This is a genomic window from Candidatus Delongbacteria bacterium (assembly GCA_020634015.1).
Lineage (GTDB): Bacteria > CAIWAD01 > CAIWAD01 > CAIWAD01 > CAIWAD01 > JACKCN01.
On record JACKCN010000004.1, the window covers coordinates 192,259 to 213,959 of the forward strand.

General features: G+C 65.7%; 17 protein-coding genes and 1 tRNA gene. 8 read left to right on the top strand and 10 right to left on the bottom strand.

Annotated elements, in window-relative coordinates:
- Positions 1-45: 45 nt before the first annotated feature.
- Positions 46-963, bottom strand: a complete 918-nt coding sequence (locus tag H6678_09440; protein ID MCB9474022.1) for an MBL fold metallo-hydrolase — start codon at positions 961-963, stop codon at positions 46-48.
- A 747-nt stretch (positions 964-1,710) separates the two neighbouring features.
- Between H6678_09440 and H6678_09445 the strand changes: the two genes are divergently transcribed.
- Positions 1,711-1,782: transfer RNA gene (locus H6678_09445), tRNA-Arg, on the top strand.
- Between the two features lie 55 nt (positions 1,783-1,837).
- On the opposite strand, the gene H6678_09450 is transcribed toward H6678_09445, so the two are convergent.
- Positions 1,838-3,193 (bottom strand): sigma-54-dependent Fis family transcriptional regulator, encoded by a 1,356-nt coding sequence (locus H6678_09450; protein MCB9474023.1) that lies wholly within the window; start codon positions 3,191-3,193, stop codon positions 1,838-1,840.
- 58 nt (positions 3,194-3,251) lie between these two features.
- Entirely contained in the window at positions 3,252-6,272 is a 3,021-nt protein-coding gene (locus tag H6678_09455) for a hypothetical protein (protein ID MCB9474024.1), read from the bottom strand.
- Positions 6,273-6,586: 314 nt separating this feature from the next.
- Here H6678_09455 and H6678_09460 point away from each other — a divergent pair, with 314 nt between their 5' ends.
- On the top strand, positions 6,587-6,970 hold the full coding sequence (locus H6678_09460; GenBank protein MCB9474025.1) for a helix-turn-helix domain-containing protein: 384 nt from the start codon (positions 6,587-6,589) through the stop codon (positions 6,968-6,970).
- Here the strand turns inward: H6678_09460 and queG are convergent.
- From queG to H6678_09495, 7 genes are all read right to left on the bottom strand, one after another.
- Entirely contained in the window at positions 6,967-8,016 is a 1,050-nt protein-coding gene (queG, locus tag H6678_09465) for a tRNA epoxyqueuosine(34) reductase QueG (protein ID MCB9474026.1), read from the bottom strand. The genes H6678_09460 and queG overlap by 4 nt on opposite strands.
- Positions 8,013-9,818: a penicillin-binding protein 2 gene (gene mrdA, locus H6678_09470; protein ID MCB9474027.1), complete on the bottom strand. Its 1,806-nt coding sequence runs from the start codon at positions 9,816-9,818 to the stop codon at positions 8,013-8,015. Before mrdA ends, queG begins: the two co-directional genes overlap by 4 nt.
- Before the next feature lie 30 nt (positions 9,819-9,848).
- Complete coding sequence (gene mreD, locus H6678_09475) at positions 9,849-10,319, bottom strand: rod shape-determining protein MreD (protein MCB9474028.1); 471 nt, start codon at positions 10,317-10,319, stop codon at positions 9,849-9,851.
- Positions 10,320-10,322: 3 nt separating this feature from the next.
- Positions 10,323-11,195 (bottom strand): rod shape-determining protein MreC, encoded by an 873-nt coding sequence (locus H6678_09480; GenBank protein MCB9474029.1) that lies wholly within the window; start codon positions 11,193-11,195, stop codon positions 10,323-10,325.
- A 58-nt stretch (positions 11,196-11,253) separates the two neighbouring features.
- Positions 11,254-12,288: a rod shape-determining protein gene (locus tag H6678_09485; GenBank protein ID MCB9474030.1), complete on the bottom strand. Its 1,035-nt coding sequence runs from the start codon at positions 12,286-12,288 to the stop codon at positions 11,254-11,256.
- A 102-nt stretch (positions 12,289-12,390) separates the two neighbouring features.
- The gene (gene purH, locus H6678_09490; protein ID MCB9474031.1) at positions 12,391-13,941 is read right to left on the bottom strand and encodes a bifunctional phosphoribosylaminoimidazolecarboxamide formyltransferase/IMP cyclohydrolase; all 1,551 of its coding nucleotides are present in this window, start codon (positions 13,939-13,941) and stop codon (positions 12,391-12,393) included.
- 7 nt (positions 13,942-13,948) lie between these two features.
- On the bottom strand, positions 13,949-14,578 hold the full coding sequence (locus H6678_09495) for a phosphoribosylglycinamide formyltransferase (GenBank protein ID MCB9474032.1): 630 nt from the start codon (positions 14,576-14,578) through the stop codon (positions 13,949-13,951).
- Positions 14,579-15,044: 466 nt separating this feature from the next.
- Between H6678_09495 and H6678_09500 the strand changes: the two genes are divergently transcribed.
- From H6678_09500 to H6678_09525, 6 genes are all read left to right on the top strand, one after another.
- Positions 15,045-17,036, top strand: a complete 1,992-nt coding sequence (locus H6678_09500; protein ID MCB9474033.1) for an oligopeptide transporter, OPT family — start codon at positions 15,045-15,047, stop codon at positions 17,034-17,036.
- Positions 17,033-17,416 carry a VOC family protein gene (locus H6678_09505; GenBank protein ID MCB9474034.1) on the top strand — a complete coding sequence of 128 codons (384 nt, stop codon included), beginning with the start codon at positions 17,033-17,035 and terminating at the stop codon, positions 17,414-17,416. The genes H6678_09500 and H6678_09505 overlap by 4 nt, the downstream gene beginning before the upstream one ends.
- Positions 17,417-17,545: 129 nt before the next feature.
- Entirely contained in the window at positions 17,546-18,625 is a 1,080-nt protein-coding gene (locus tag H6678_09510) for an ABC transporter ATP-binding protein (protein ID MCB9474035.1), read from the top strand.
- 4 nt (positions 18,626-18,629) lie between these two features.
- Positions 18,630-19,532: an ABC transporter permease gene (locus H6678_09515; protein MCB9474036.1), complete on the top strand. Its 903-nt coding sequence runs from the start codon at positions 18,630-18,632 to the stop codon at positions 19,530-19,532.
- On the top strand, positions 19,519-20,319 hold the full coding sequence (locus H6678_09520; protein ID MCB9474037.1) for an ABC transporter permease: 801 nt from the start codon (positions 19,519-19,521) through the stop codon (positions 20,317-20,319). The genes H6678_09515 and H6678_09520 overlap by 14 nt, the downstream gene beginning before the upstream one ends.
- Positions 20,316-21,401: a spermidine/putrescine ABC transporter substrate-binding protein gene (locus H6678_09525; GenBank protein ID MCB9474038.1), complete on the top strand. Its 1,086-nt coding sequence runs from the start codon at positions 20,316-20,318 to the stop codon at positions 21,399-21,401. Before H6678_09520 ends, H6678_09525 begins: the two co-directional genes overlap by 4 nt.
- Positions 21,402-21,701: the final 300 nt, after the last annotated feature.

Below are 21,701 nucleotides of genomic sequence, written 5' to 3' on the forward strand. Positions count from 1 at the left end.
GTTGGTTGGGGTCGGGATTGACGGTCGGACGAGAAAGGCGCGCGCTCAGCTCGCCGAGACGGCGCTGAGATTGTGGGACAGGCGTCCGCCCTCGGGCAGCAGGATCTCCAGTTCGCGGGCGCCTTCGGCATCCTTGCGTTCCTGCAGCTGCAGGACCATGCCTTCACGGGCGGCGAAACAGTTGCCGCAGTGCTGGTGCGCGGCGCGTTCGATGGCATCCATGGCCACATCGTCGTGGTCCTGGTCATGATGGAACATCACCAGGCGGCGCACACCGGCGGCCCGGGCGTTGAGAATCGCGTGTTCCCAGGTGCTGTGGCCCCAGCCCACGCGCCCCTGACGATACTCTTCGGGTGTGTAGTTCGTATCGAAGATCAGCAGGTCGGCGTGTCTGGCCAAGTCCACGATCACTGGATCTGGCCCTTCAACGATGTGCTCCGTGTCGGTGGCGTATACAAGGCAGGCCTCGCCCACCTGGATCCGGAAGCCCAGACAGCCCCCCGGATGATTCAGCCGACGGGCCTGAATGCTGAAGGGGCCCTGCTGGAAGGTGCCCTCGGTGAGCGAGTGGAAACTCTTGCGCGCCGACATGTACTCAAGATCCACGGGAAAGAAACTGGAGGCCTGCTGCACTTCAAGCGAGCGCTGGAAGGTCAGGTCCTTGGTGTCCTGGCCCATGAAACGAAAGGTGTTCCTGGGGTTGAAGAGGGGTTTGAAGAAGGGGATGCCCTGGATGTGATCCCAGTGGAGATGGCTGAACAGGATCGTGGCTTCCAGTCCTCCCTGGGGAGCGCGCTGGAGCAACTGGTTGCCCAGCAGACGCAGGCCGGTGCCCGCATCGAGGATCAGCAGTTCACCGGAATCGCTCTCGACCGAGATGCAGCTCGTATTGCCCCCGAAACGGGCATGACCGGCACCCGGCGTGGGCACTCCGCCCCGAACTCCCCAGAAGCGAACCTTCATCTTGTCTCTCCCGTGCTTCGCCGACCCGGGCCGACGGGCTGTTGCTTGTCCGTTGTTCGCGGGAGCCAGGCTCCACCGTCCTGTCCAGGAGCCCTGCCCAAGGGACGCGGGACTTCTCACCGGCCCATAGAATGGTACAGGCTTCACAAAGGAAGTGTGATCTGCAACACTCGGTTCACAGATCCGGCGTTGCCGGATCTGTGAACTTCGGAGTTTTTCGGCCCCCGGCGGGGGGCCGAAAAACTCCGGGTCCGCGGTGGGGGCTTGGGGTGTTTCGGCCCCCGCGGGGGGCCGAAAGTCTCCGGGTCCGCGGCGGGGGCTTGGGCTGCTTCGGTCCCGATGGGGGCCGAAAGTCTCCGGGTCCGTGGTGGAGGCTTGGGGCGTTTCAGCCCCCGCGGGGGGCCGAAAGTCTCCGGGTCCGCGACGGATGGCCACGTGCTTTCGGCTCCGGGTGGGGGCAGAAAGTCTTCGGGGGACCGGCACGGCGGGGGCGGCCCATCCGTGACGTTCCGGGCGGCCGGTCGTCGTCCTCCGTGCTCTGTCAATCGGTTCGCGACGGGGTCCGATCGACCGGGCGGGCCCGTTTTCACGGGCGCACCAGCGTCGGAAATTCGCGGCGATTGGCCAAGACCTGTATGGCCCACCGTGGCTTGTTCGACGGTCACACGCCACCGGGCCGGTTGTGCGAACCGGTGGCCTATCGTAAGTTCAGGGCCTCCTGCGAACGCGCCTTCGGGCAAGCTTCAGGCCCTCGTAGCTCAGTGGATAGAGCACCGGTCTCCGGAACCGGGTGCGTAGGTTCGATTCCTACCGGGGGTATTTCCCTCTTTCTGCCGATTCCCACCATCGCTCGCCCTCGGCGGCCCATCTGCGCTCATCCCGCGCTACGATCCTTGACCCAGCGATGCAGCACTTCCCGGCTGATCCCGATCCGGTCCGCCACCTCCTTCATGCTGCCCGATCCCAGGTAGCGATCGAGGTAGGCCATGCGCAATCTGTCAAGCAGCCTGTCACGCGCATCGGTGAAGGGCTGGTCGGTCAGCGCCCCGAAATCGGCCTGATCGGCGGCCACGCTCACGGCGCCACCCAGGGTGAAATGCTCGGGGCGCAGCCGGTCTTCCTTGAGCCTTACCATGGCCAACTGCACGGCGCTCTCGAATTCGCGCACATTCCCGTTCCAGCTCTGGGCCTGGAGAGCCGCGATGGTCTCGTCGGGGATCTCCACCGTATCACGGGCCGGAAAATACTTGTGGATGAAGTAGCGCAGCAGCACGGGAATGTCGTCACGGCGCTCCCGCAGGGGCGGAATCCTGATCCGCAGCTGGTTCAGCCTGTAATACAGGTCCTGACGGAAACTGCCCGTGGCGATGTGTTTCTCCAGATCCTGATGGGTGGCGGCCACCAGGCGGAAGTCCACCTGGACGTCACTCAGGGCGCCCACCCGGCGGATCATGCCTGACTCTATGGTCGTGAGCAGCTTGATCTGGGCCGCCGGTTCCAGGTCGCCGATTTCGTCCAGGAACAGGGTGCCCCGATGAGCCAGTTCGACCAGGCCCTTCTTGGTGCCCACCGCCCCGGTGAAACTGCCCTTCTCGTGTCCGTAGACCTCGCTGTTGAAGAGTTCCTTCTCGATGGCGCTCACGTTCACGTCGATGAAGGGCTGACGCCCACGCTCGCTGCCTTCGTGGATCAGCCGCGCGATCAGGGTCTTGCCGGTGCCGGTCTCCCCCGTGATGGTCACGGTCAGCTCGGTGGAGGCCGCTTCCTGGATCTGGCGCTTGAGGGTCCGGATGGCTTCCGAATCACCCACCAGGCGACCCAGGCTCTGCTTGAGCGCGCGGCGCAGGATGGTGTTCTCCTGTTTCACCTGGCGCAGCGAGAGCCCCTTGCGGATCACTTCTATGAACTCGTCACGCGAGGTGTTCTTCACCAGATAGTCGAAGGCCCCCGACTTCATCGCACGCACCACCGTGCGCACGCCGCTTTCCTTGGTGACCATGATCACGGGCACTTCGGGATGCCGGGCCACCAGTTTCTCGAGGATCTCGAGCCCCGAGGCGCCGGCGCCCAGATCGTAATCCAGCAGCACCAGGTCGGGCTCCTGGCGCTCGATCTGCTCCAGGCCCTTCTCGCCCGTGTCCGCCGTCTCACACTGGAAACTGCGACGCAGCACATGAACCAGGTCGTCCACGAACTCTTCGTTGTCGTCGATGATCAGAATGCTTTCCATCGCTCCCGCCCTTGTGGCCCACCGGGCCGGTCCAAGATCACACCTCGTCAACGGCCGCTCAGGCTTCCGGTTCCACCTTCTTGGCCTCCAGCAGGAAGCAGGTGCCCTGCCCGGGTTCGCTGTCGTTGACCAGCAGACGCCCACCGAAGCGCGCCAGGATCTCGCGGCTGCGATACAGCCCGTATCCTCCGCTCTCGCTGCTGGGTCGGCCACTGGTGCCCGGGTCGAAAATGCGCTCCCACTGGTCTTCGGGCACCCCGGGGCCGTTGTCACGCACCAGGATCTGCAGCAGTGTCGGGCGTTCGCGCAGTTCAATGCTCAGCCGTGGTTGCTCGCGGTCCTTCATCCAGTACAGCGCGTTGCTGATCAGGTTCTCCAGAATGAACTGCAGGCGCGGCACAGGCAGCCGGATCAACATGCCGCGCAGCTCCTGGGGAATGCTGAGAGTCAGCGCCACTCCGCCCAGTTCGTCACGCAACTGGATCAGCAGGCCGTCGAGCACCTTCACCGGGTTGGCCGCCACCTGCCGGTCGACCGCGCGTTCCAGCCGGCCCAGCTGTTTCTCGAGGGCGGCCAGAGTCAGCTCCAGCTCTTCCAGCTCGCTGCGCGAAGGTGGGTCTTCCAGTTCATCGACCAGCGCGCTCAACCGCTGCACCCGCTCGCGCACCTGACTGAGCTGGGCGGGCGCCACCGGGTTCTCGCGTGCGGGCAGCCAGTCGAACCCGTCCAGCAGACTCTCCAGGGTCTGGCGTGTGCTGCTGCGGTAGACTTCGCGCGCCTCGAGCAGGCGGCGGCGCACTTCCTCGTCCACGCCATGGTCGTCGTACAGATTGCGGCAGCAGCGCAGCAGCCGGTCGAGGTTGCGGGTGGCGACTCCGGAATGCCCGAACTCGCGGAACAGATCCACCAGCTCCAGGATGCCGCGGGCGGCCTCGGCCGGAGGGTCCTTCTGCCCCGGCAACAGATAGAGTCTCGTGGACTGGCGGATCAGGGTCAGCAGCAGTGGCAGCACGATCCAGAGATAGGGTTCCTCGGTGCGGAAGTAGATCCAGGTCGAGACCGCCAGTGCCATCAGCAGTGTCAGCACCAGCGACGTCCGCCCGGGCCAGATCAGCGTCAGGCCAACCACCAGGGTCAGAAGGCTGACCAGCATGGCCGCCTTGCGGGCCAGCCGGATCCGGCCCGCATTCTCGGGCAGGAAGAGATTCAGCTCCAGCATTTCGCTGAGATTGCCCCATTCATCGCGGGCCTGCACCTGCAACAGATTGGCCCCTTTGCGCAGGCCCTCATCGCGGGCGGCCACGAACAGTTTGCGATCGGTGGCCCAGCCGCTCCAGCCACCCCCATTCAATCGGTGGCGCAGTTTGAGTTCGGTGCCCGGGCGCAGCGGGTCCGAACAGAGAAAATCCAGTTCAAGGTCTGAACTCAGATCCAGGCGCGAGGGGTCCTGTGCCAGCTGGATCAGTGGCGGCAGGGCATCCGGATTGAGATAGCCATAGCCATCCTGACCGGAGATCCAGAGCCGGTTGCGTCCATCGCGCGACAGCGACAGCAGCTGACGCTCGAGAACCGGCCGCCCCAGCAGGGGTCGGGTCCAGCCGCTGCCGGTGCCCGGATGCAGGTGCAGCCTCTCGCCGTCCAGCAACCAGATCTTGCCTCCGGGCAGGGCCAGCAGCTGGCGCACCGGAGGCATGAAATCCGGAGGCAGGGCCAGGGTGTCCACTTCGTTGAGAGCATTCAGCTGCAGCAGGTAGTCGGCACAGAGGGCCACCACGTCGCGCAGCCCATCGTGCGACGCGCGCAACACGGGTTCGCGGATGGCAAGCGGGCGGGCCTGCTGGCCATCCAGCAGGGCCAGGCCCTGTTCCCCGGCAAGCAGCACCAGGTCGCCCGTGATCGGCTGCATCCAGTTGGCCCCCTGGTTGCCAGCCACCTCGCCGAGCACCTCTCCCGTCGGGGAAAGGCGCAGGATGTGGTCGCTGGTGCCGACCAGCACGTCGCCCGCCTGTCCATCGGGACTCCAGCAGAGTGTCAGCGGTTTGCCCGCTCCCGCGGGAAGCGTCAGGCGCCGGAATGGCCCTCCCTGCCAGGAACCGTAGAGCTCACGGATCCCGGCCTGTTCCAGCAACAGCAGGCGGTCGCGCCGCCCTTCCTGCCCCCGGGTCAGTACCTGCAGCGGGCGGGCCTGATCCGAGGCCCAGACCAGGGTCGCCCGCTCATCCCCGACCGCCAGAATGCCTCGCTGTGTGCTGATCTTGATGTAATCGCCGGGCAGATCGTGCATGAAGACCGAGGGCAACCACCAGGCCGGATTCTCGATGGGCCAGTTGAGGCCCGTGCTGCCAAGGGCCAGCACGCTTCCCGGGCCCGCAGCGTCCAGATGTCTCCAGTGCCCTTGATCCAACAGCAGCATCTCGTGTCCCACGCGCGCCAGACGGCTGGCCCCGGGGTCGTCCTGTCCGCGCAGGGGATCCAGTTCGAAACTGCGGAACTGCTCGTTGGCAAGTCCCAGCTGAAGCAGACTTTCCCGACCTCGGGAGTCCAGGCCCAGCATCCAGAGGTACTGTGAGTCGCTGCCCAGCTGCCGGATCGTGGGCATCTGGCTGCGGTAGCTGCGGGGCATCACGGCCGGGTTGCCCCGGGCGTCAAAACGGTAAAGCCCCTCGAGGGCACAGCCGGCGAAGATCTCGCCCTCGTCGCTGACCCAGAGCGAGAGGACGTCCACCCCGGTCAGCAGGGCGCGCTCATTGTCACCGATGTCAAGGAACAGTCCCGACGCCGTGGCCCTCAGCAAATGGCCATTGCTGAAACCCAGCTGATGGACCTTCGTGCCCGGTCGCTGAAGCCCGGACTCCACGCGTGAGAAGCGTTTGTCCCGCCGGTACATGCCGGAGTCGCTGGCGACCCAGAGCCGGTTTTCCCGGTCCACCGCCATGGCCTGCACGCCCCCGCCGTCGTAGCCCTCCCAGCTGCCCATATCGCGCAGCCACTGTCCGTCGTACAGCAGCAGCCCCTTGGGAGAACCGATCCAGCAAGCCCCCAGACTGTCCAGCGTGACGGCCCGGGGTTCGCCAATCAATTCCTCTCCGGCCAGTCTGGTCGCCGCCCGCACGCCCGATCCAAATGGGTGATACAGAGCACAACACAACATGATGCACCAGAAACGGAGCCAGGTTCCCTTGGACAAACTGATGACAATCCTCCTTCGCAGTAAGAAATTTCCGTTTACTGGAACAGCATTGGCAAAATCGTTGTTCAGAATGGTATGTTTGTCCCGGGAGGAACCAAACAACACGTCCTTCCGCCATTCATCGAACCATTTCCAATTCTGGTCCAATTCTGGCCTGCCAGAATCGCACTGCATCCGATTTCACAATTCCGGGGGTACACAAGATGAGTGATTGGCGCAACCGCCTCAAGAACCTGCTGGGCATGCAGCGCATCAGCGCTCGCGCGTTGGCACGTTCCGCGGGACTCAGCACCAGCACGGTGCACGACATGTTGAACAAAGAGGGCTTCAGCCCCCAGATCAACTCGCTGGAAAAGGTCTTCGAAACGCTCGGTGCTCGCATCGAGGTGATCGACGGATCCCAGCAGCATGTTCACGACTGGATCCGCAAGCGGGGCTTCCTGGACCTGACTTTCGCCGAACTTGACCAGCTGGACAGCTTCTGCGAATCCATCGGTACCCGCACCGCGCTGGCTCTGCTGGACAGCAAGGTCAAGACTTCCAAGGATTTGCGGAAGATCCTGACCGCCCTCTCCGATCTGGACTAGAGCCCACGTTCCCGGTCTTCCGCAGACCTATTGTTCTCCCACAAAGGCGACCCACGAGGGTCGCTTTTATTCTCTCCACTTCTTCCCCACAGAGCGGCGAGGTTGCGCCGCAACATGGGCAGAGTCATGCGCCTCAGGGCCTTGCCCCGGGTCAGTTCCTCCCAGAATCGCGCCCATTCCTCGGGCGAACTCCGCTCATCGGGCCATTGGGCGCGTGCGATGATGCGCTCCAGGTCCGGATCGGGCAGCAGGCCCGGGTGCCCGGCCGGCAGACCGTCGGCATCACGTCCGGGCCGATTCCAGGGACAGCAGAGCTGGCATGAATCACACCCGAAGATCCAGTTCTCCGGCAGGGGGTGCAGCTCGGCCGGCAGCTCGGGCGCCCGATTCTCGATGGTCTGGGCGCTCAGGCAACGGGCCGCATCCAGCACTCCCGGCGCCGGCAGCGCCTGGGTCGGACAGGCCTGCAGACATCGCTCACAGCGTCCACAGCTCTCGCGCCCCGGTGTGTCCGGCATCAGCTCCAGATCGGTGAGCAGCTCACCCAGCAGCAACCAGGAGCCCCAGCGCCGATTGATCAGCAGACAGTTCTTGCCGATCCAGCCCAGGCCTGCCTGCCAGGCCCAGTAGCGCTCCAGCAGAGGTGCCGTGTCCACGCAGACCCGCCAGGAAAATGGCCCCAGTTCCTGCTCGAGGCGCCGGGCAACGCGCTTGAGAATGCCGCGCAGCACCCGGTGATAATCCCGGCCCCGCGCATACTGGCTCACACGGGGTCGGTCGGGCAAGTCGCTCACACGGTGATTGCTGGAAATCGCGATGCAGAGCATGCCCCTCAGGCCGGGCAACAGCTGCCCGGGGTCGGTCTTGAGCGTGCGGTGCGCCTCCAGCCAGGGCATGGGTCCCGCATGGCCCGCATCCAGCCACTCGAGCCAGCGTGCGGCGTGAGACACGGGCCGGCGCCCATCCGCGATGCCCGCCAGTTGCGCCCCCTCCTCCAGCGCGATCTTCCGCACCAGAGCGGCACGCTCTTCAGCCGTCACGCTCACGGCTGGCTCCCCGTTTCCGGGGTGGCGATGACCACCTTGCCCTGTTCCAGATCATTCCAGGCATCAAAGAGCCTGAAGGCGATGGGCGCGGCGATCTCGCTGCCGTGTCCGGCGTTCTCCACCAGCACCAGCGCCGCCACCTGCGGATCGGGCAAGGGCATCCAGCCCATGAAGAGCGAATGGGCCTGGCCATGCGGGTTCTCGGCCGTGCCGGTCTTGCCGGCCGCCCGGTAGGTCTCACGACGCTGGAACGAGGCGGTGCCGCCCGGGCTCTGCACCACATCCTCGGCCGCCCGGTCCAGCAAGTTCCAGGTGCGCTTCGACAGTGTCACCGTGCGCACGGGCCAGTCCGGTCGGGTTTCCAGGCCGCTGTGCACATCCACGCGGGCTTCCAGCAGATGGGGTGTGACACAGTGGCCGTGGGTGGCCAGCAACCCGGCATACTGCAACAACTGCAGAGGGGTCATCAACAGCTCGCCCTGACCGATCGAGAGATTCAGCATCACGCCCAGGCTCCAACCCTGGTTGCCCCGATTGCGTTCGTACCAGTCCGTATCCGGGATCAGGCCGTCCTTCTCGCCCGGCAGGTCCACTCCGGTCAGCTCATTCATGCCAAAGGCCGCCGCCGCGTCGTGAATGTCGTCGGGACTCAGTTTCAGCCCCAGCCGGTAGAACCAGACATCGCAGGAATGCTGGATCGCCTGGCGCATGTCCATGGGGCCGTGTCCGGTCAGCTTCCAGCATTTCTGGGTGCGTTGTCCCACGGTGATGTAGCCGGGACAATTCACCGTGAAGTTCTCGTCCACGATGCCATGCTCGAGCGCCCAGCCCGCCAGGGCCAGCTTGAACAGCGACCCCGGGGGATAGTTGCCCTGGAGATAGCGGTTGAGCAGCGGGCGTGTGCTGGCGTCATTGAGCACGGCCCAGACTTCGGGAGGCATCCGGCCACTGAAGTTCTCCAGGTTCATGTCCGGACCGGACACGGCCGCCAGCAGCCCCCCGGTGCGCAGGTCCATCAGCAGCACACAGCCGGAGCGTCCCGCCAGCAGGCTTTCCCCCAGATTCTGCAGATCCATGTCCAGAGACAGTGTCAGGTCCTGGCCGTCGATGGGTGGGATGTCGGCCATGGAACTCGCCGGCCCCAGCAGACGACCGCGGGCGTCCACGGCTTCGAAGTGAATGCCCTTGCGCCCGCGCAGTTCGGCGTCGTACTGGCGTTCGACGCCTTTCTTGCCCACCCGTTCGCCCGAGTCCACCCCGGGAAAGGTCCCCGCGGCCAGTTCTTCCTCGCTGATCTCCCCCAGATACCCCAGGGTGTGGGGAGCCATGTGCACGGGGTAGTTCCGGCGTGGATCCACGGCGGTTTCGATGGTGGGCAGATCCAGACGATGCTCGGCCAGCCAGACCCGCTGGTCGAAATTGATGTCGGTGATCAGTCGCAGGGGTTTCTGGCTCCAGCGTCCCGCCTGGCCGATCCGGCGCCAGATCGCACTGCCGTCGACCCCGCACTCGAGTGCCACACGGGCCACCAGCAGGCTGTCCCGAGAAATCATGGCGGGCACACCGAAGACGGAGTACGAGGGCCGGTTGTCCACCAGGATCCGGCCCTTGCGGTCCAGCAGCAAGCCTCTGTGTGCGGGCAGTTCGAGCGAGCGGACACTGTTCTGGCGCGAGCGGTCACTCCAGTCCTGGCGATCGAGGATCTGCAGCACGAAGAGCCGCCCCACCAGCAGCAGCATGCCCAACATCAGCAGCGCCACCAGCACCGTGCCACGCAGCTGCAACTGGCGCACTTCCTTCACGGTGTCCTCCCGCCCGGAGGACGGTGGTCATCAGAGCACACGGGAGTCGCCTTTCAGCGGAACCAGCGAGAGCACCACCCAGCAGACCCAGCTGTAGACCGCACTGGGCAGAAAGACCGTGAGCAGCTGATGCAGCGGATCGTAATCCAGTCCGTAATACCGGATCAGGCCCAGCAGCACCTGCAGACAGACCAGAATGCCCAGGGCGCGCAGTGCCCGGAAAGGCAGGGCCAGCTGGCGTTCCGGATCCAGCAGCAGGGAACCGAAGAACCCGGCGCTGCAGCCCGCCAGGGCTCCCGCCCCCAGGGGATCGGTGCCCAGCAGGTCCAGCCCCAGGCCGGCCAGAAACCCCAGCCCGGCGGCGGCGGCGGGCCCGCGCGGGGCCAGCAGCCAGAGGGAGCCCACCAGCATCAGGTCCGGGGCCCAGGCCGCAAGCCGCAGCAGGTCGCCCAGGGTGGCCTGCACCAGCACCAGCAGGGCCAGGATCAGCAGAGTCCACATGGCTCACTCGCTCCCGTTCTGGTTCTGGCGGTGGGTGGCCCCGGGAAGGTCTGTGTCACTGGCCGAATCCACGGGCACCAGCGAGGCCGAATCGGCCGGAACGGGCTGCACGATGTATAGTTCCTCGAGCCGGGACAGCGAGGCCAGCGCACGCACGCGCACATCGCGGAACAGGCCGCCGGTGACCTCGTTGGACACGACCACCCCGATGGGAATGCCTTCGGGAAAACGGCTGCTCTTGCCCGAGGTGACCACCAGATCGTCCACCTGGATGTCGCTGCTCAGCGAGATGTCCAGCAGGCGCAGTTCGTTGCTGCCCATGCCCGCCACGATGCCCTCGTCGCGTGTGCGCTGCACCATGGCCCGGGCCCGGAACTCGCGATGCCCCAGCAGGAATCCCTGTGAGACAGCGCCGGTCGTGGAGGTGACCGCTCCCGCCAGACCCCAGGCGGTCACCAGGGCGTCGCCGGGCCGGATCCCGTCGGCGCTGCCCCGGTCCAGCACCACGGATTGTGGTCCCAGGGCACTGCCCCGGGCGATCACCCGGGCGGGAAAGTAGGCATGGTCCTCGCGCGGGCGCACGCCCAGCAGGTGTTCCAGCCGGATGCCCTCGAGGGCCAGCTCGCGCAGGCGGCTGTTCTCCACGAACAGTTCCACCGCATGGCGGCGCAGGCGCCGGTTCTCGGCCGCCAGATCCAGCTGCTGGGGAAACCAGGAAAAGAGGCCCAGTGGACCGCGCATCACGACCAGCACGGCATCACGGGCCCGCAGGGCGGGATAGGAACTGCCGGTGAAGATCAGCAGCAGGCTGAACAGGCAAAGGGCCAGCCAGACAAGCCAGCCAGCGGCGGCCGAGCGGGACGCGTCGAGTTTCATAGGGTTCCGGGGTGACCGATCACGGCGACCCGGCTCCAATCTGCATGTCAGGGGCTGGCTACTTGCGCAGCAGCACCTTGCTGTAGCGGTCCATGTCGTCCAGCACGATGCCGGTGCCGCGTACCACGCAGGTCAGCGGGTCTTCGGCCAGGTTCACCGGCAGGCTGGTTTCTTCGCGCAGGCGCACGGCCAGGCCCTTGAGCAGGGCGCCGCCGCCGGTGAGGATGATGCCGCGATCGCGAATGTCGGCCGCCAGCTCGGGCGGTGTCTTCTCAAGGGACAGCTTCACCGCGTCCACGATGGCGCTCACAGTCTCGGCCAGCGCCTCGCGGATTTCCACCGAGGAGATCTCGACCGCCTTGGGAATGCCCGCGATCAGGTCGCGTCCCTTGGCCACGATCTTCAGTTCCTCCTTGAGCGGAGTGGCGCTGCCGATGCGGCACTTGATTTCTTCGGCCGTGCGCTCGCCGATCAGCAGGTTGTAGTTGCGGCGCATGTACTGGACGATCACCTCGTCCATCTCGTCGCCCCCGGTGCGCACCGAGGTGTCGGTGACGATGCCCGAGAGACTGATCACGGCGATTTCCGTGGTGCCGCCGCCGATGTCGATGACCATCGAGCCGATCGGCTGATCCACGGGCAGGCCCACGCCCAGTGCCGCGGCCATCGGCTCGGCGATGAGATACACTTCGCGAGCCCCCGCGTGCTCGGCGCTGTCGTTGATGATGCGCTTCTCGGCCTTGGTGACCCCGCTGGGCACACAGACGATCACCCGCGGACGGGTCAGCCGGTTGCGGCTGACCTTCTTGATGAAGGCGCGGATCATTTCCTCGGCGATGTCGTCATCGTCAATCACGCCGTCCTTCATCGGGCGGATGGTCTGGATGTCGCTGTGGGTCTTGCCCACCATCTGCCGGGCCTCGTAGCCAATGGCCACCACGCGTCGGTCGCTCTTGCGCACGGCCACCACCGACGGTTCGCGCACCAGAATGCCCTTGCCCTTGACGTAGACCAGCGTGTTGGCGGTACCCAGATCGATGGCGATGTCATTGGAGAACAGGCCGCCGAGCAGATTGAAGATGGAAAAGGCCATGGGCTGTGTTCCTGCTGGGGGCCCTTGCCCCGGTCGATGATGAATGGCGTGTGATGCAGTCCCCACAGGGGTGGAAACACCGTCAACCAACGGACTCCGGACCTAGTGGCGGAAGTGACGGAACCCCGTGAACAGCATGCCGATTCCGGCCGCGTCGGCCGCGGCGATCACATCGGCGTCGCGCACGCTGCCGCCGGGCTGGATGATGGCCGTGATGCCCGCGGCGGCGGCTTGCTCGATCGCGTCGGGGAAGGGAAAGAACGCGTCGGAGGCCAGCACGGCTCCCTGAAGCGAATGCCCTTCGAAGCGGGCCTTGCTCAGCGCCAGCTCGCAGGCGTCCACGCGTGACATCTGACCGGCGCCGATGCCGATGGTGCCGTTCTCGCGTGCGATCACGATCGCATTGGATTTGACGTGCCGGCAGACCGACCAGGCAAAAAGCAGACTGATGAACTCCTGGCCGAAGGGACGCCGCTTCGTGACGCTGTTGTAATTGCCGGGTGTGTGGTCGCCCCGGTCGTGGCCCTGGACGAGCACACCGCCGAAGAAGCTCTGCAGCTTGTGATCGTACCAGGGCTGGGCGCCGGGAATGTAGGTCAGCAGACGGCGATCCTTCTTGCGGCGCAGCAGTTCCAGCGCGTCGGGTGTGAATTCCGGAGCGATGAGAATTTCCATGAAGTGCGGATGCACGGCCCTGGCCGTCTCGATGTCGACCGGACGGTTCCAGATCACGATGCCGCCGAAGGGGCTGCGGGTGTCACACGCGAAAGCCCCGTTGAAAGCCTCCACGGGCGAATCGCCCATGGCCACCCCGCAGGGATTGGTGTGTTTGAGAATGGCGCAGACCGCCTGCGGGTCGCCGTGGAAGGACCGCATGATGTCCAGGGCCGCGTCCAGATCGATCAGGTTGTTGTAGGACAGTTCCTTGCCGTGCAGGATGCCCGTGTTGCCCATGCTGCCGTAGACGGCGGCCGGCTGGTGGGGATTCTCGCCATAGCGCAGGGACTTCACCCGGGGCAGGGTCAGCGAGAGCACGGCCGGCGTGGCATCCAGAGTGGCGTTGTCCTTGCCTTCGAAGGCCTCGGCCAGAATGTGTGAGATCAGGCCGTCGTAGGACGCGGTGCGCGAAAAGGCCTTCACCGCCAGTTGGCGGCGATACTCGAGGGTCGTGCCCCCCTCCTCCAGTGCCTGGGCCAGCGCGCCATAGTCGCCGGTGTCACTCACGACCGCCACGTGACTGTGGTTCTTGGCCGCGCTGCGCAACATGGAGGGCCCGCCGATGTCCACGTTCTCGACCAGATCTTCCAGGGTCACGCCCGGGCGCTTGCTGACTTCCTCGAAAGGATAGAGCGTCACGATAACCAGATCGATCAGACCGATGCCGTGGGTTTCGGCGTCGGCCAGGTCACCGGGCTGATCGCGCCGGGCCAGCAGGCCTCCGTGGACGGCGGGGTGCAGGGTCTTGACCCGCCCACCGAAGAGCTCGGGATACTGGGTCAGATCGCTCACGTCACGCACGGCCAGACCTTCGCTGCGCAGCAGGGCGGCGGTGCCCCCGGTGCTCAGCAGCTCACAGCCCGACTGGACCAGAGTGCGGGCCAGGTCCACGATGCCGCTCTTGTCGTACACGGAGAGCAGTGCCCGCCTGGGCATCAGACGTTCAGCCATGGAGTGGGCTTTCCTTTCTCACTGTGAGTGTGCCCCGGTGCAGGCGCTCCAGGGTGTCGGCAAACAGCCGGTGTTCCACGGCCAGCACGCGTGCGGCCACCTCGTCGGGGCCGCTGGCGCCTTCCAGATCGGTGCTGGCCTGGGCCAGAATCGTGCCGTGGTCGTAGATGCCATCCACCAGATGCACCGTGGCCCCGCTGACGCGGCAGCCGGCGTTCCAGACCGCACGGTGCACGTGGCTGCCGTACATGCCCGGCCCGCCGAAGGACGGCAGCAGTGCCGGGTGGATGTTGTAGATCGCCCCGGGCCAGGCTTCCAGCAGGACCGCCGGGACCTTGCGCAGGAATCCGGCCAGCACAAGACTGTCGACCGCTTGCCCGCGCAACCAGTCCAGGACGTCATCGGCACGCGGGGCATGGTCTCCCCAGCATGCCCGGCCAAAAACCGCCGTTTCCAGACCCGCAGCCTGGGCCAGCTCGAGGGCCGGGGCCTTTGCCCGGTCGGAGAGCAGGCAGACCGCCCGGCACCCCAAGCGCTTCTCGCGGATGGCGGTCAGGATCGCCCGCACGTTGCTGCCGGTTCCGGAAGCAAGAAATGCCAATCGCTCGGGGCGGTGCAGCATCGGGATCCAGAATTGGGGGACGGTTCGAATGGTCGGGATCAGCCCTTGGCCTCCCATCCGGCATTGCCGGGGCAGGGCCGACTCGTCGACTTTCCGGAGCGACCGGAACCTGGTTGATGGTCGGGTCGTGTCCGGTGGCCGAATCGGCTTCCAAAGGCCTGCAAAATATAGGACAAGGCACGGGACCCTGCCAATCGTGGGCGGGCTGCCGACAGCGGAAGTTGGCGGCGAATCGCTGCAGGAATGGGTATGCCCACTCAGCCGGCCCAGGGCTTCCGGGCGAACCCTGATTCGTGGGAGACAGGCGGTCCGGCGTGTCCATTTCCGGTGATAGAGCTACTTTTGCGCCTTCCCGGACCCGTCAGCCGGGCGGCCGGCTCCCGTTTTCCGGCCCCGACGCCTGTCATCTGCGCGATCCCAGCGAAACACCTGCGACTGCCGCTCCCGCGTGCAGAAAGGAGTCCCGATGCCTGCACCGGAACAGCCCACCTCCAGCGCCCGCCAGAGCCGTGGCCTGTCGGCCGAAGCCTATCGGCCGCTTGATGGCAGGGAGTACCAGCCCTACGTGCCCGCCGCAGAGCAGTCGATGGCGGAATTCACTCTGCGGGCCGTGGTGCTGGGAGCGATCCTGGGCGTGGTCTTCGGTGCCGCCAACGCCTATCTGGGCCTGAAGGTGGGCATGACCGTGACCGCCTCGATCCCGGTGAGCGTGATTTCCATGGCCATCCTGCGCGGCCTGTTGAAGAACGGCACGATCCTCGAGAACAACATCGTGCAGACCATCGGCTCCTCCGGCGAAAGCCTGGCCGCGGGCATCATCTTCACCGTGCCGGCCCTGATCATGATGGGCATGGCCCCCGGGCTGGGCACGATGTTCCTGATCGCCAGTCTGGGTGGTCTGCTGGGTGTGCTGTTCATGATTCCGCTGCGCCGCTGGCTGATCGTCAAGGAACACGGACATCTGCCCTACCCCGAAGGCACCGGCTGTGCCGAGGTGCTGGTGGCCGGAGAGGAAGGCGGCAGCAAGGCGCGCAACGTGTTCGCGGGCCTGGTGGTGGGCTTCCTCTACAAGCTGGGCATGGACCGCAACGCCTTCGCCCTCTGGAGCGACGCACCCGAACTGGGCCTGCACAAGCTGCGCACGGCCATCGGCATGGATGCCCTGCCCAGCCTGGTGGGCGTGGGTTTCATCATCGGCCCCCGGATCGCCGCCACCATGCTGGCCGGCGGCATGCTGGCCTGGCTGGTGCTGATACCACTGATCGCCGTGTTCGGTGATGGGCTGGCGCACCCGATCTACCCCGCGGTGGACACACTGATCTCGGCGATGGAGCCCGGCGACATCTGGTCGAAATACATCCGCTACGTGGGTGCCGGAGCCGTGACCTTCTGCGGCCTGGTCAGCCTGGCCCGCAACATGCCGGCCATGCTGGGCGGACTCAAGGGGCTGGGCAAGGCCGTGTCCAGCGGTGCCGAAGGAGTCGCGGGCAAGCGCCCGCGCACGGACGTGGACCTCTCGCTGCGCACCGTGATTCTGGGTGCCATCGGGGTGGCACTGGCGCTTTGGCTGGTACCAAGCATGCACCTGGGTCTCGTGGGTGCCGTGCTGGTGGTTGTGTTCACCTTCTTCTTCACCGTGGTCTCCTCCCGCGTGGTGGGTCTGGTGGGCGGCAGCAGCCTGCCGGTGTCGGGCATGACGATCAGTGCCCTGCTGGGCACCAGTCTGGTCTTCGTGGCCATGGGATTCGAGGGTGAGCTGGCCAAGATGGCCGCGCTCACCGTGGGCGCCGTGGTCTGCGTGGGCATCTCCACGGCGGGCGACATCAGTCAGGACCTCAAGACCGGCTTTCTGGTGGGCGCGACCCCGCGTCGCCAGCAGCAGGGCGAGATCATTGGTGTGCTCACGGCGGCGGTCTTCATCGGGCTGATTCTCAATGTGCTGCATGCCGCCTTCGGCATCGGCAGTGCCGAACTGCCCGCCCCCCAGGCCACCCTGATGCGTCTGGTGGTGGAAGGCGTGCTCGACGGCAACCTGCCCTGGACGCTGGTCTTCACGGGTGCCGCCATCGGACTGATGGTGGAAATGCTGGGCGTGTCCGGCCTGCCCTTCGCGGTGGGCCTGTACCTGCCCATGAGCCTGTCGGTGCCCGTGATGCTGGGCGGTCTGATTCGCGGGGCACTGGAACAGCGCAAGTCCCTGAGCGAGGATCAGCGCAAGGAAGGCCGTGAGAACGGCGTGCTGCTGGCCAGCGGACTGATTGCGGGCGAGGCGGTGCTGGGCATCGTGATCGCCGTGTTCATCGTGACCCGCGAACGCCTGGGCCTGAGCTGGAGTCCCGCGATTCCGCATCCCTGGGGAGCGGGCATGGAAGGCCTGCTGGGCTTTCTGTTGCTGATGGGCCTGGCGGCCTGGTTCACCGGGCGCGTGCTCAGTGCGGGCAAAGGAGAGAAACCATGAGCGACTCCAGGGGCGGAGCGATCGTCTGGCAGGACCTGACCGTGGCCGAGGCCGGCGCGATCAAGGACTTCTACAGCAAGGTCACGGGCTGGGGAGTCAACGAGGAGCCCATGGGCGACTATGTGGACTATTCCATGAGCGACCAGGACGGCAATGTGGTGGCGGGCATCTGCCATGCCCGGGGCAGCAATGCCGGGCTGCCACCCCAGTGGCTGGTCTACATCCAGGTGGCCAGCGTGGCGGCCAGCGCGAGAATGTGCCAGGACCTGGGCGGCAAGGTACTGGACGGACCACGCCGGATGGGGGCCCAGGACTTCTGCGTGATCCAGGACCCCGCCGGCGCCGTGGCGGCCCTGATGGGCCCTTCCAGCGAGGACTGAACCCGGTCCGCCTCCGGACTCCGCCAAGGCTGGATTCCGTTGGCCGCGCGTACTATACTTCGCGGCTTCGCGGCTTGTCCGCCATGCCATCGAGTCGTCCATACCTGTTCGAGAAAGGGACACGCACCCGTGCTGCAGATCCAGGAGGTGAGCAGGCGATTCGACGATCTGGTCGCCGTGGACCGGGTCAGCCTGACCATCGAGAGCGGCGAGTTCTTCACCCTGCTGGGCCCCTCGGGCTGCGGCAAAACCACCCTCTTGCGCCTGCTGGCGGGTTTCGACCGACCTGACGGAGGCGACATCCTGCTGGATGGCAAGAGCCTGGCCCAGGTCCCCCCAGAAAAGCGCCCCGTGCATACCGTGTTCCAGAACTACGCCCTCTTCCCGCACATGACCGTGGCCCAGAACATCGCCTTTCCTCTGCGCATGGCCGGGCTGCCCAAGGCGGATGTGGAGCGGCGCGTGCAGAAGGCCCTCGAGGATGTGCGTCTGCCCGACAAGGCCCGACGCTTTCCCTCGGAATGCTCGGGTGGCCAGCGCCAGCGCATCGCCATCGCCCGGGCGCTGGTCAACCGTCCGCGCATGCTGTTGCTGGACGAACCACTGTCCGCGCTGGACGCCAAGCTCAAGGAGCAGCTCCAGCTGGAACTGATCAACCTGCAGAAGGAAGTGGGCATCACCTTCGTGTATGTGACTCACGATCAGGGCGAGGCCCTGGCGCTCAGCCACCGCATCGCCGTGATGAACGAGGGCCGCATCGTGCAGCTGGACGAGCCCAGCCGTCTCTACGGCACCCCCAACAGCCGCTTCGTGGCCGACTTCATCGGGCAATGCAACCTGCTGGACGGACGGATCACGGCCCTGGAGGGTGAGCGCTGCCGGGTGAATCTGGACGGTCTGGGCGAGGTACTGACACCCCGTTCCTTTGCGGGCGAGCCCGGCCAGGCATGCGTGCTGACCCTGCGCCCCGAGAAGATCCGCATCGCCAGCGGGCTGGATGCCGATCCCGAGGAAGTGCATTTCCGGGGCACCGTGCACGACCTGCTCTACCTGGGCGACGTGACCGTGTACATCGTGGAACTGACCAATGGGCACCGCCTGGAAGCGCTGCTGGCCAATTCGCAGGCCGGACGTCCGCGTTTCTTCGAGGTGGGCGATCCGGTGGAAGTGGCCTGGCACTGGAAGGCCGGCCACCTGGTGCAGGACTGAAGGCGTGACCCGCGACTCACGCCTGGGCCGCTGGATCACCAGCCTGCCCCCGCTGGTCTACCTGCTGGTGTTCTTCGCGGCGCCGGCGGCGATCATGCTCTTCGCCTCCTTCCGTCATCCGGGTGACTACGGCGGCCTGGCCCCCTGGTTCAGCCGTGGTCCTGAAGGCCTGCAGCTGGACCTGACCCTGGACAATTATCGCCGTCTGGTTGAAAGCCCGGTCTACCTGCGCCTCTTCGCCAAGTCCCTGGGTTACGCCGTGCTCTCCACGGGGATCTGCCTGCTGCTGGCCTACCCGCTGGCGCTGGTGATCGCGCGCTCGGCGAAGAAGTGGCGCGACCTGCTGGTGCTGCTGGTGATCCTGCCCTTCTGGAGCAATTTCCTGGTACGCATCTACGCCTGGATGATCCTGCTCAGCCCGGGCGGAGCGCTCACCGCGGCGCTCAACTGGCTGCGCGCCCTCGTGGGACTTGAACCGACCAGCCTGCTCTTCACGCCCACCGCGGTGGTGATCTGTCTGGTGTACGTGCATCTGCCCTTCATGGTGTTGCCGCTGTACGCCAATCTCGAGAAACACGATCTGGCGCTGCTGGACGCCGCCCAGGATCTGGGCGCCAGCCGCTGGCAGCGTTTCCTCAAGGTGACCCTGCCGCTCTCGATGCCCGGGATCTATGCCGGCAGCACCCTGGTCTTCATTCCCGTGCTGGGCATGTTCGCGGTACCCGACCTGATTGGCGGCACCCGCGGGATCATGATCGGCAATCTGATCAAGCAGCAGTTCCTTGAATCACGCGACTGGCCCTTCGGCAGTGTGCTCTCGATGGTGCTGACGGTGGGCGCGATCCTGCTGGCGCTGGGCGCGGCCCTGCTGGCCCGCCGGGGAGGAGGTGCCCGTGCCCAGAGCTGAAAGCTGGCTCAAGCTGGCCGCCGGGGCGATCTTCGCCTTCCTCTACCTGCCGCTGGCGGTGGTGGTGCTGTTTTCCTTCAACGACTCACGCCTGAACGCCGAATGGGTGGGCTTCACCCTCGACTGGTACCGCGTGCTCTTCGCCGACACGGAAATGCTCAACGCCGCGCTCAATTCGCTGCTGATCGCCGTGATCAGCTCGGCGGGTGCCACCACGCTGGGAACTCTGGCCGGACTGGCCCTGCATCGTTACCGGCTGCGGGTGCTGCCCGCCCTGGTGCTGGCCCCGATCGCGATTCCCGAAGTGCTGATGGGAGTGAGCCTGCTGATCTTCTTCATCATGCTCAACATGACGCTGGGCACGCTCTCGATCATTCTGTCGCACATCACCTTCTGCATCGGCTTCGTGGCCATCGTGGTACAGTCGCGTCTGGCGGGCATGGACGAGAGTCTGGGCGAGGCCGCGCGCGATCTGGGCGCCACGCCCTTCCAGGCCTTCAGACTGATCACCCTGCCGCTGATCCTGCCGGGCATCCTGGCGGGCGCGCTGCTGGCCTTCACCCTTTCGATCGACGATTTCGTGATCACCTTCTTCACTGCCGGGGTGGGCAGTTCCACCCTGCCTCTGCAGATCTATTCGATGATCAAGATCGCGGTCACCCCCGAGGTGAACGCCGTGTCCACCCTGCTGATGTGCCTGACCCTGGTGCTGATCCTGGGCGTGTCACGCCTCTCACCCGGGGCCCTGCGTGGCGCCGAGACCCTCAAAGGAGACGAAACCCCATGAAGACCCTGCTGGCCTGCTCCGCCCTGGCCCTGCTGATCGGTTGTTCCTCCGACTCCGGCAAGCAGGCCGCCAAGGGCCCTGCCGAACTGCACCTGTACAACTGGAACGACTACATCGCCCCCGAAACCGTGCAGCGCTTCGAGCAGCGTGCCGGCTGCAAGGTGGTGCAGGACTACTATTCGGGCACCGAGGAGATGCTGGCCAAGCTGAGCGCGGGCGCCAGTGGCTACGATGTGATCATTCCCACCCAGAACGCGGTGGAAGCCCTGGTGCGCCAGGGCGCCCTGCGGCCACTGGACAAGGCCAAGCTGCCCCATCTGGCCAACACCAACCCGGCCTATCTGAACCGCGACTTCGACCCGGGCAATGTATACTCGCTGCCCTACGCCTTCACCACCACCCTGATCGGCTACAACGAGACCAAGCTGGCCGAACTGGACATCCAGGCCGACGACTGGGCCGTGATCTTCGACCCGGTGGTTCTCGAAACGCTCAAGGGCAAGGTCACGGTCATGGATGACCAGCTGGAACTGTTCGCCGCCGCCCTCAAGTACCTGGGTCATTCGATCAACGACCGCGATCCCGCCCACCTCGCCGAGGCCCAGGCCGTGATCCGCGCCGCCAAGCCTTTCTGGGCGGCCTTCAACTCCTCGAGCTACATCAAGGAGCTCACGGTGGGCAACATCTGGGTGGCACACGGCTATTCCAGTGACATGTTCCAGGCGCGCGCCGATGCCGCCGCCGCGGGGCGCGACTTCAGCGTGGCCTTCGCCCTGCCGCGCCAGGGGGCCGTGCAGGCGCTGGACAATATGGTCATCCCGGCCAGCTCGAAACAGCCGGAGCTGGCCCATGCCTTCATTGACTTCATGCTGGAAGGCGAGAATGCGGCCGAGCTGAGCAACCTGATCGGGACAGGCAATCCCAACCGGGCCGCGATGGCTTTCATCAAACCCGAGATCGCGGCGCTGACCTCGGTCTTTCCCGATTCGCTGACCCAGGCCAAGCTGGAACTGCTGGTGGATCTGAATCGGGAACAGCGCCAGTTGATCAATCGCCTCTGGACGGAAGTGAAGCTGGATTAGGCCAGATAAAGCCAATTCCGGGAAGCATGGACGAAACAAGGGGCGCAGCGATTCTGCGCCCCATTTCATTGCCCGCCGCAAACAGCATCAAATAAATTGCGGCGTATGGTTGACTTGACGAATTATAGTCCTATCATCAACGCCGACTGCCTGACACACCAGTAGACACGCACCCCGCCCATGGCCCGTTGCCCTGCTTGGAGCGCTTGTGAAGCGCCGCCCACCCGGGCCGCACACCACCAGGAAGTCTGACCTGCGCAACAATGCGCCACACCCAGCGTTACGCGGGTGTTTTTCGGA

What these genes read in the sequence shown, in the direction of transcription:
- H6678_09450 (MCB9474023.1), bottom strand. Translation starts at nt 3,193, where the DNA reads ATGGAAAGCATTCTGATCATCGACGACAACGAAGAGTTCGTGGACGAC.
- H6678_09495 (MCB9474032.1), bottom strand. Translation starts at nt 14,578, where the DNA reads ATGCTGCACCGCCCCGAGCGATTGGCATTTCTTGCTTCCGGAACCGGC.
- H6678_09485 (MCB9474030.1), bottom strand. Translation starts at nt 12,288, where the DNA reads ATGGCCTTTTCCATCTTCAATCTGCTCGGCGGCCTGTTCTCCAATGAC.
- H6678_09500 (MCB9474033.1), top strand. Translation starts at nt 15,045, where the DNA reads ATGCCTGCACCGGAACAGCCCACCTCCAGCGCCCGCCAGAGCCGTGGC.
- purH (MCB9474031.1), bottom strand. Translation starts at nt 13,941, where the DNA reads ATGCCCAGGCGGGCACTGCTCTCCGTGTACGACAAGAGCGGCATCGTG.
- H6678_09525 (MCB9474038.1), top strand. Translation starts at nt 20,316, where the DNA reads ATGAAGACCCTGCTGGCCTGCTCCGCCCTGGCCCTGCTGATCGGTTGT.
- H6678_09440 (MCB9474022.1), bottom strand. Translation starts at nt 963, where the DNA reads ATGAAGGTTCGCTTCTGGGGAGTTCGGGGCGGAGTGCCCACGCCGGGT.
- H6678_09460 (MCB9474025.1), top strand. Translation starts at nt 6,587, where the DNA reads ATGAGTGATTGGCGCAACCGCCTCAAGAACCTGCTGGGCATGCAGCGC.
- H6678_09480 (MCB9474029.1), bottom strand. Translation starts at nt 11,195, where the DNA reads ATGAAACTCGACGCGTCCCGCTCGGCCGCCGCTGGCTGGCTTGTCTGG.
- mreD (MCB9474028.1), bottom strand. Translation starts at nt 10,319, where the DNA reads ATGTGGACTCTGCTGATCCTGGCCCTGCTGGTGCTGGTGCAGGCCACC.
- H6678_09505 (MCB9474034.1), top strand. Translation starts at nt 17,033, where the DNA reads ATGAGCGACTCCAGGGGCGGAGCGATCGTCTGGCAGGACCTGACCGTG.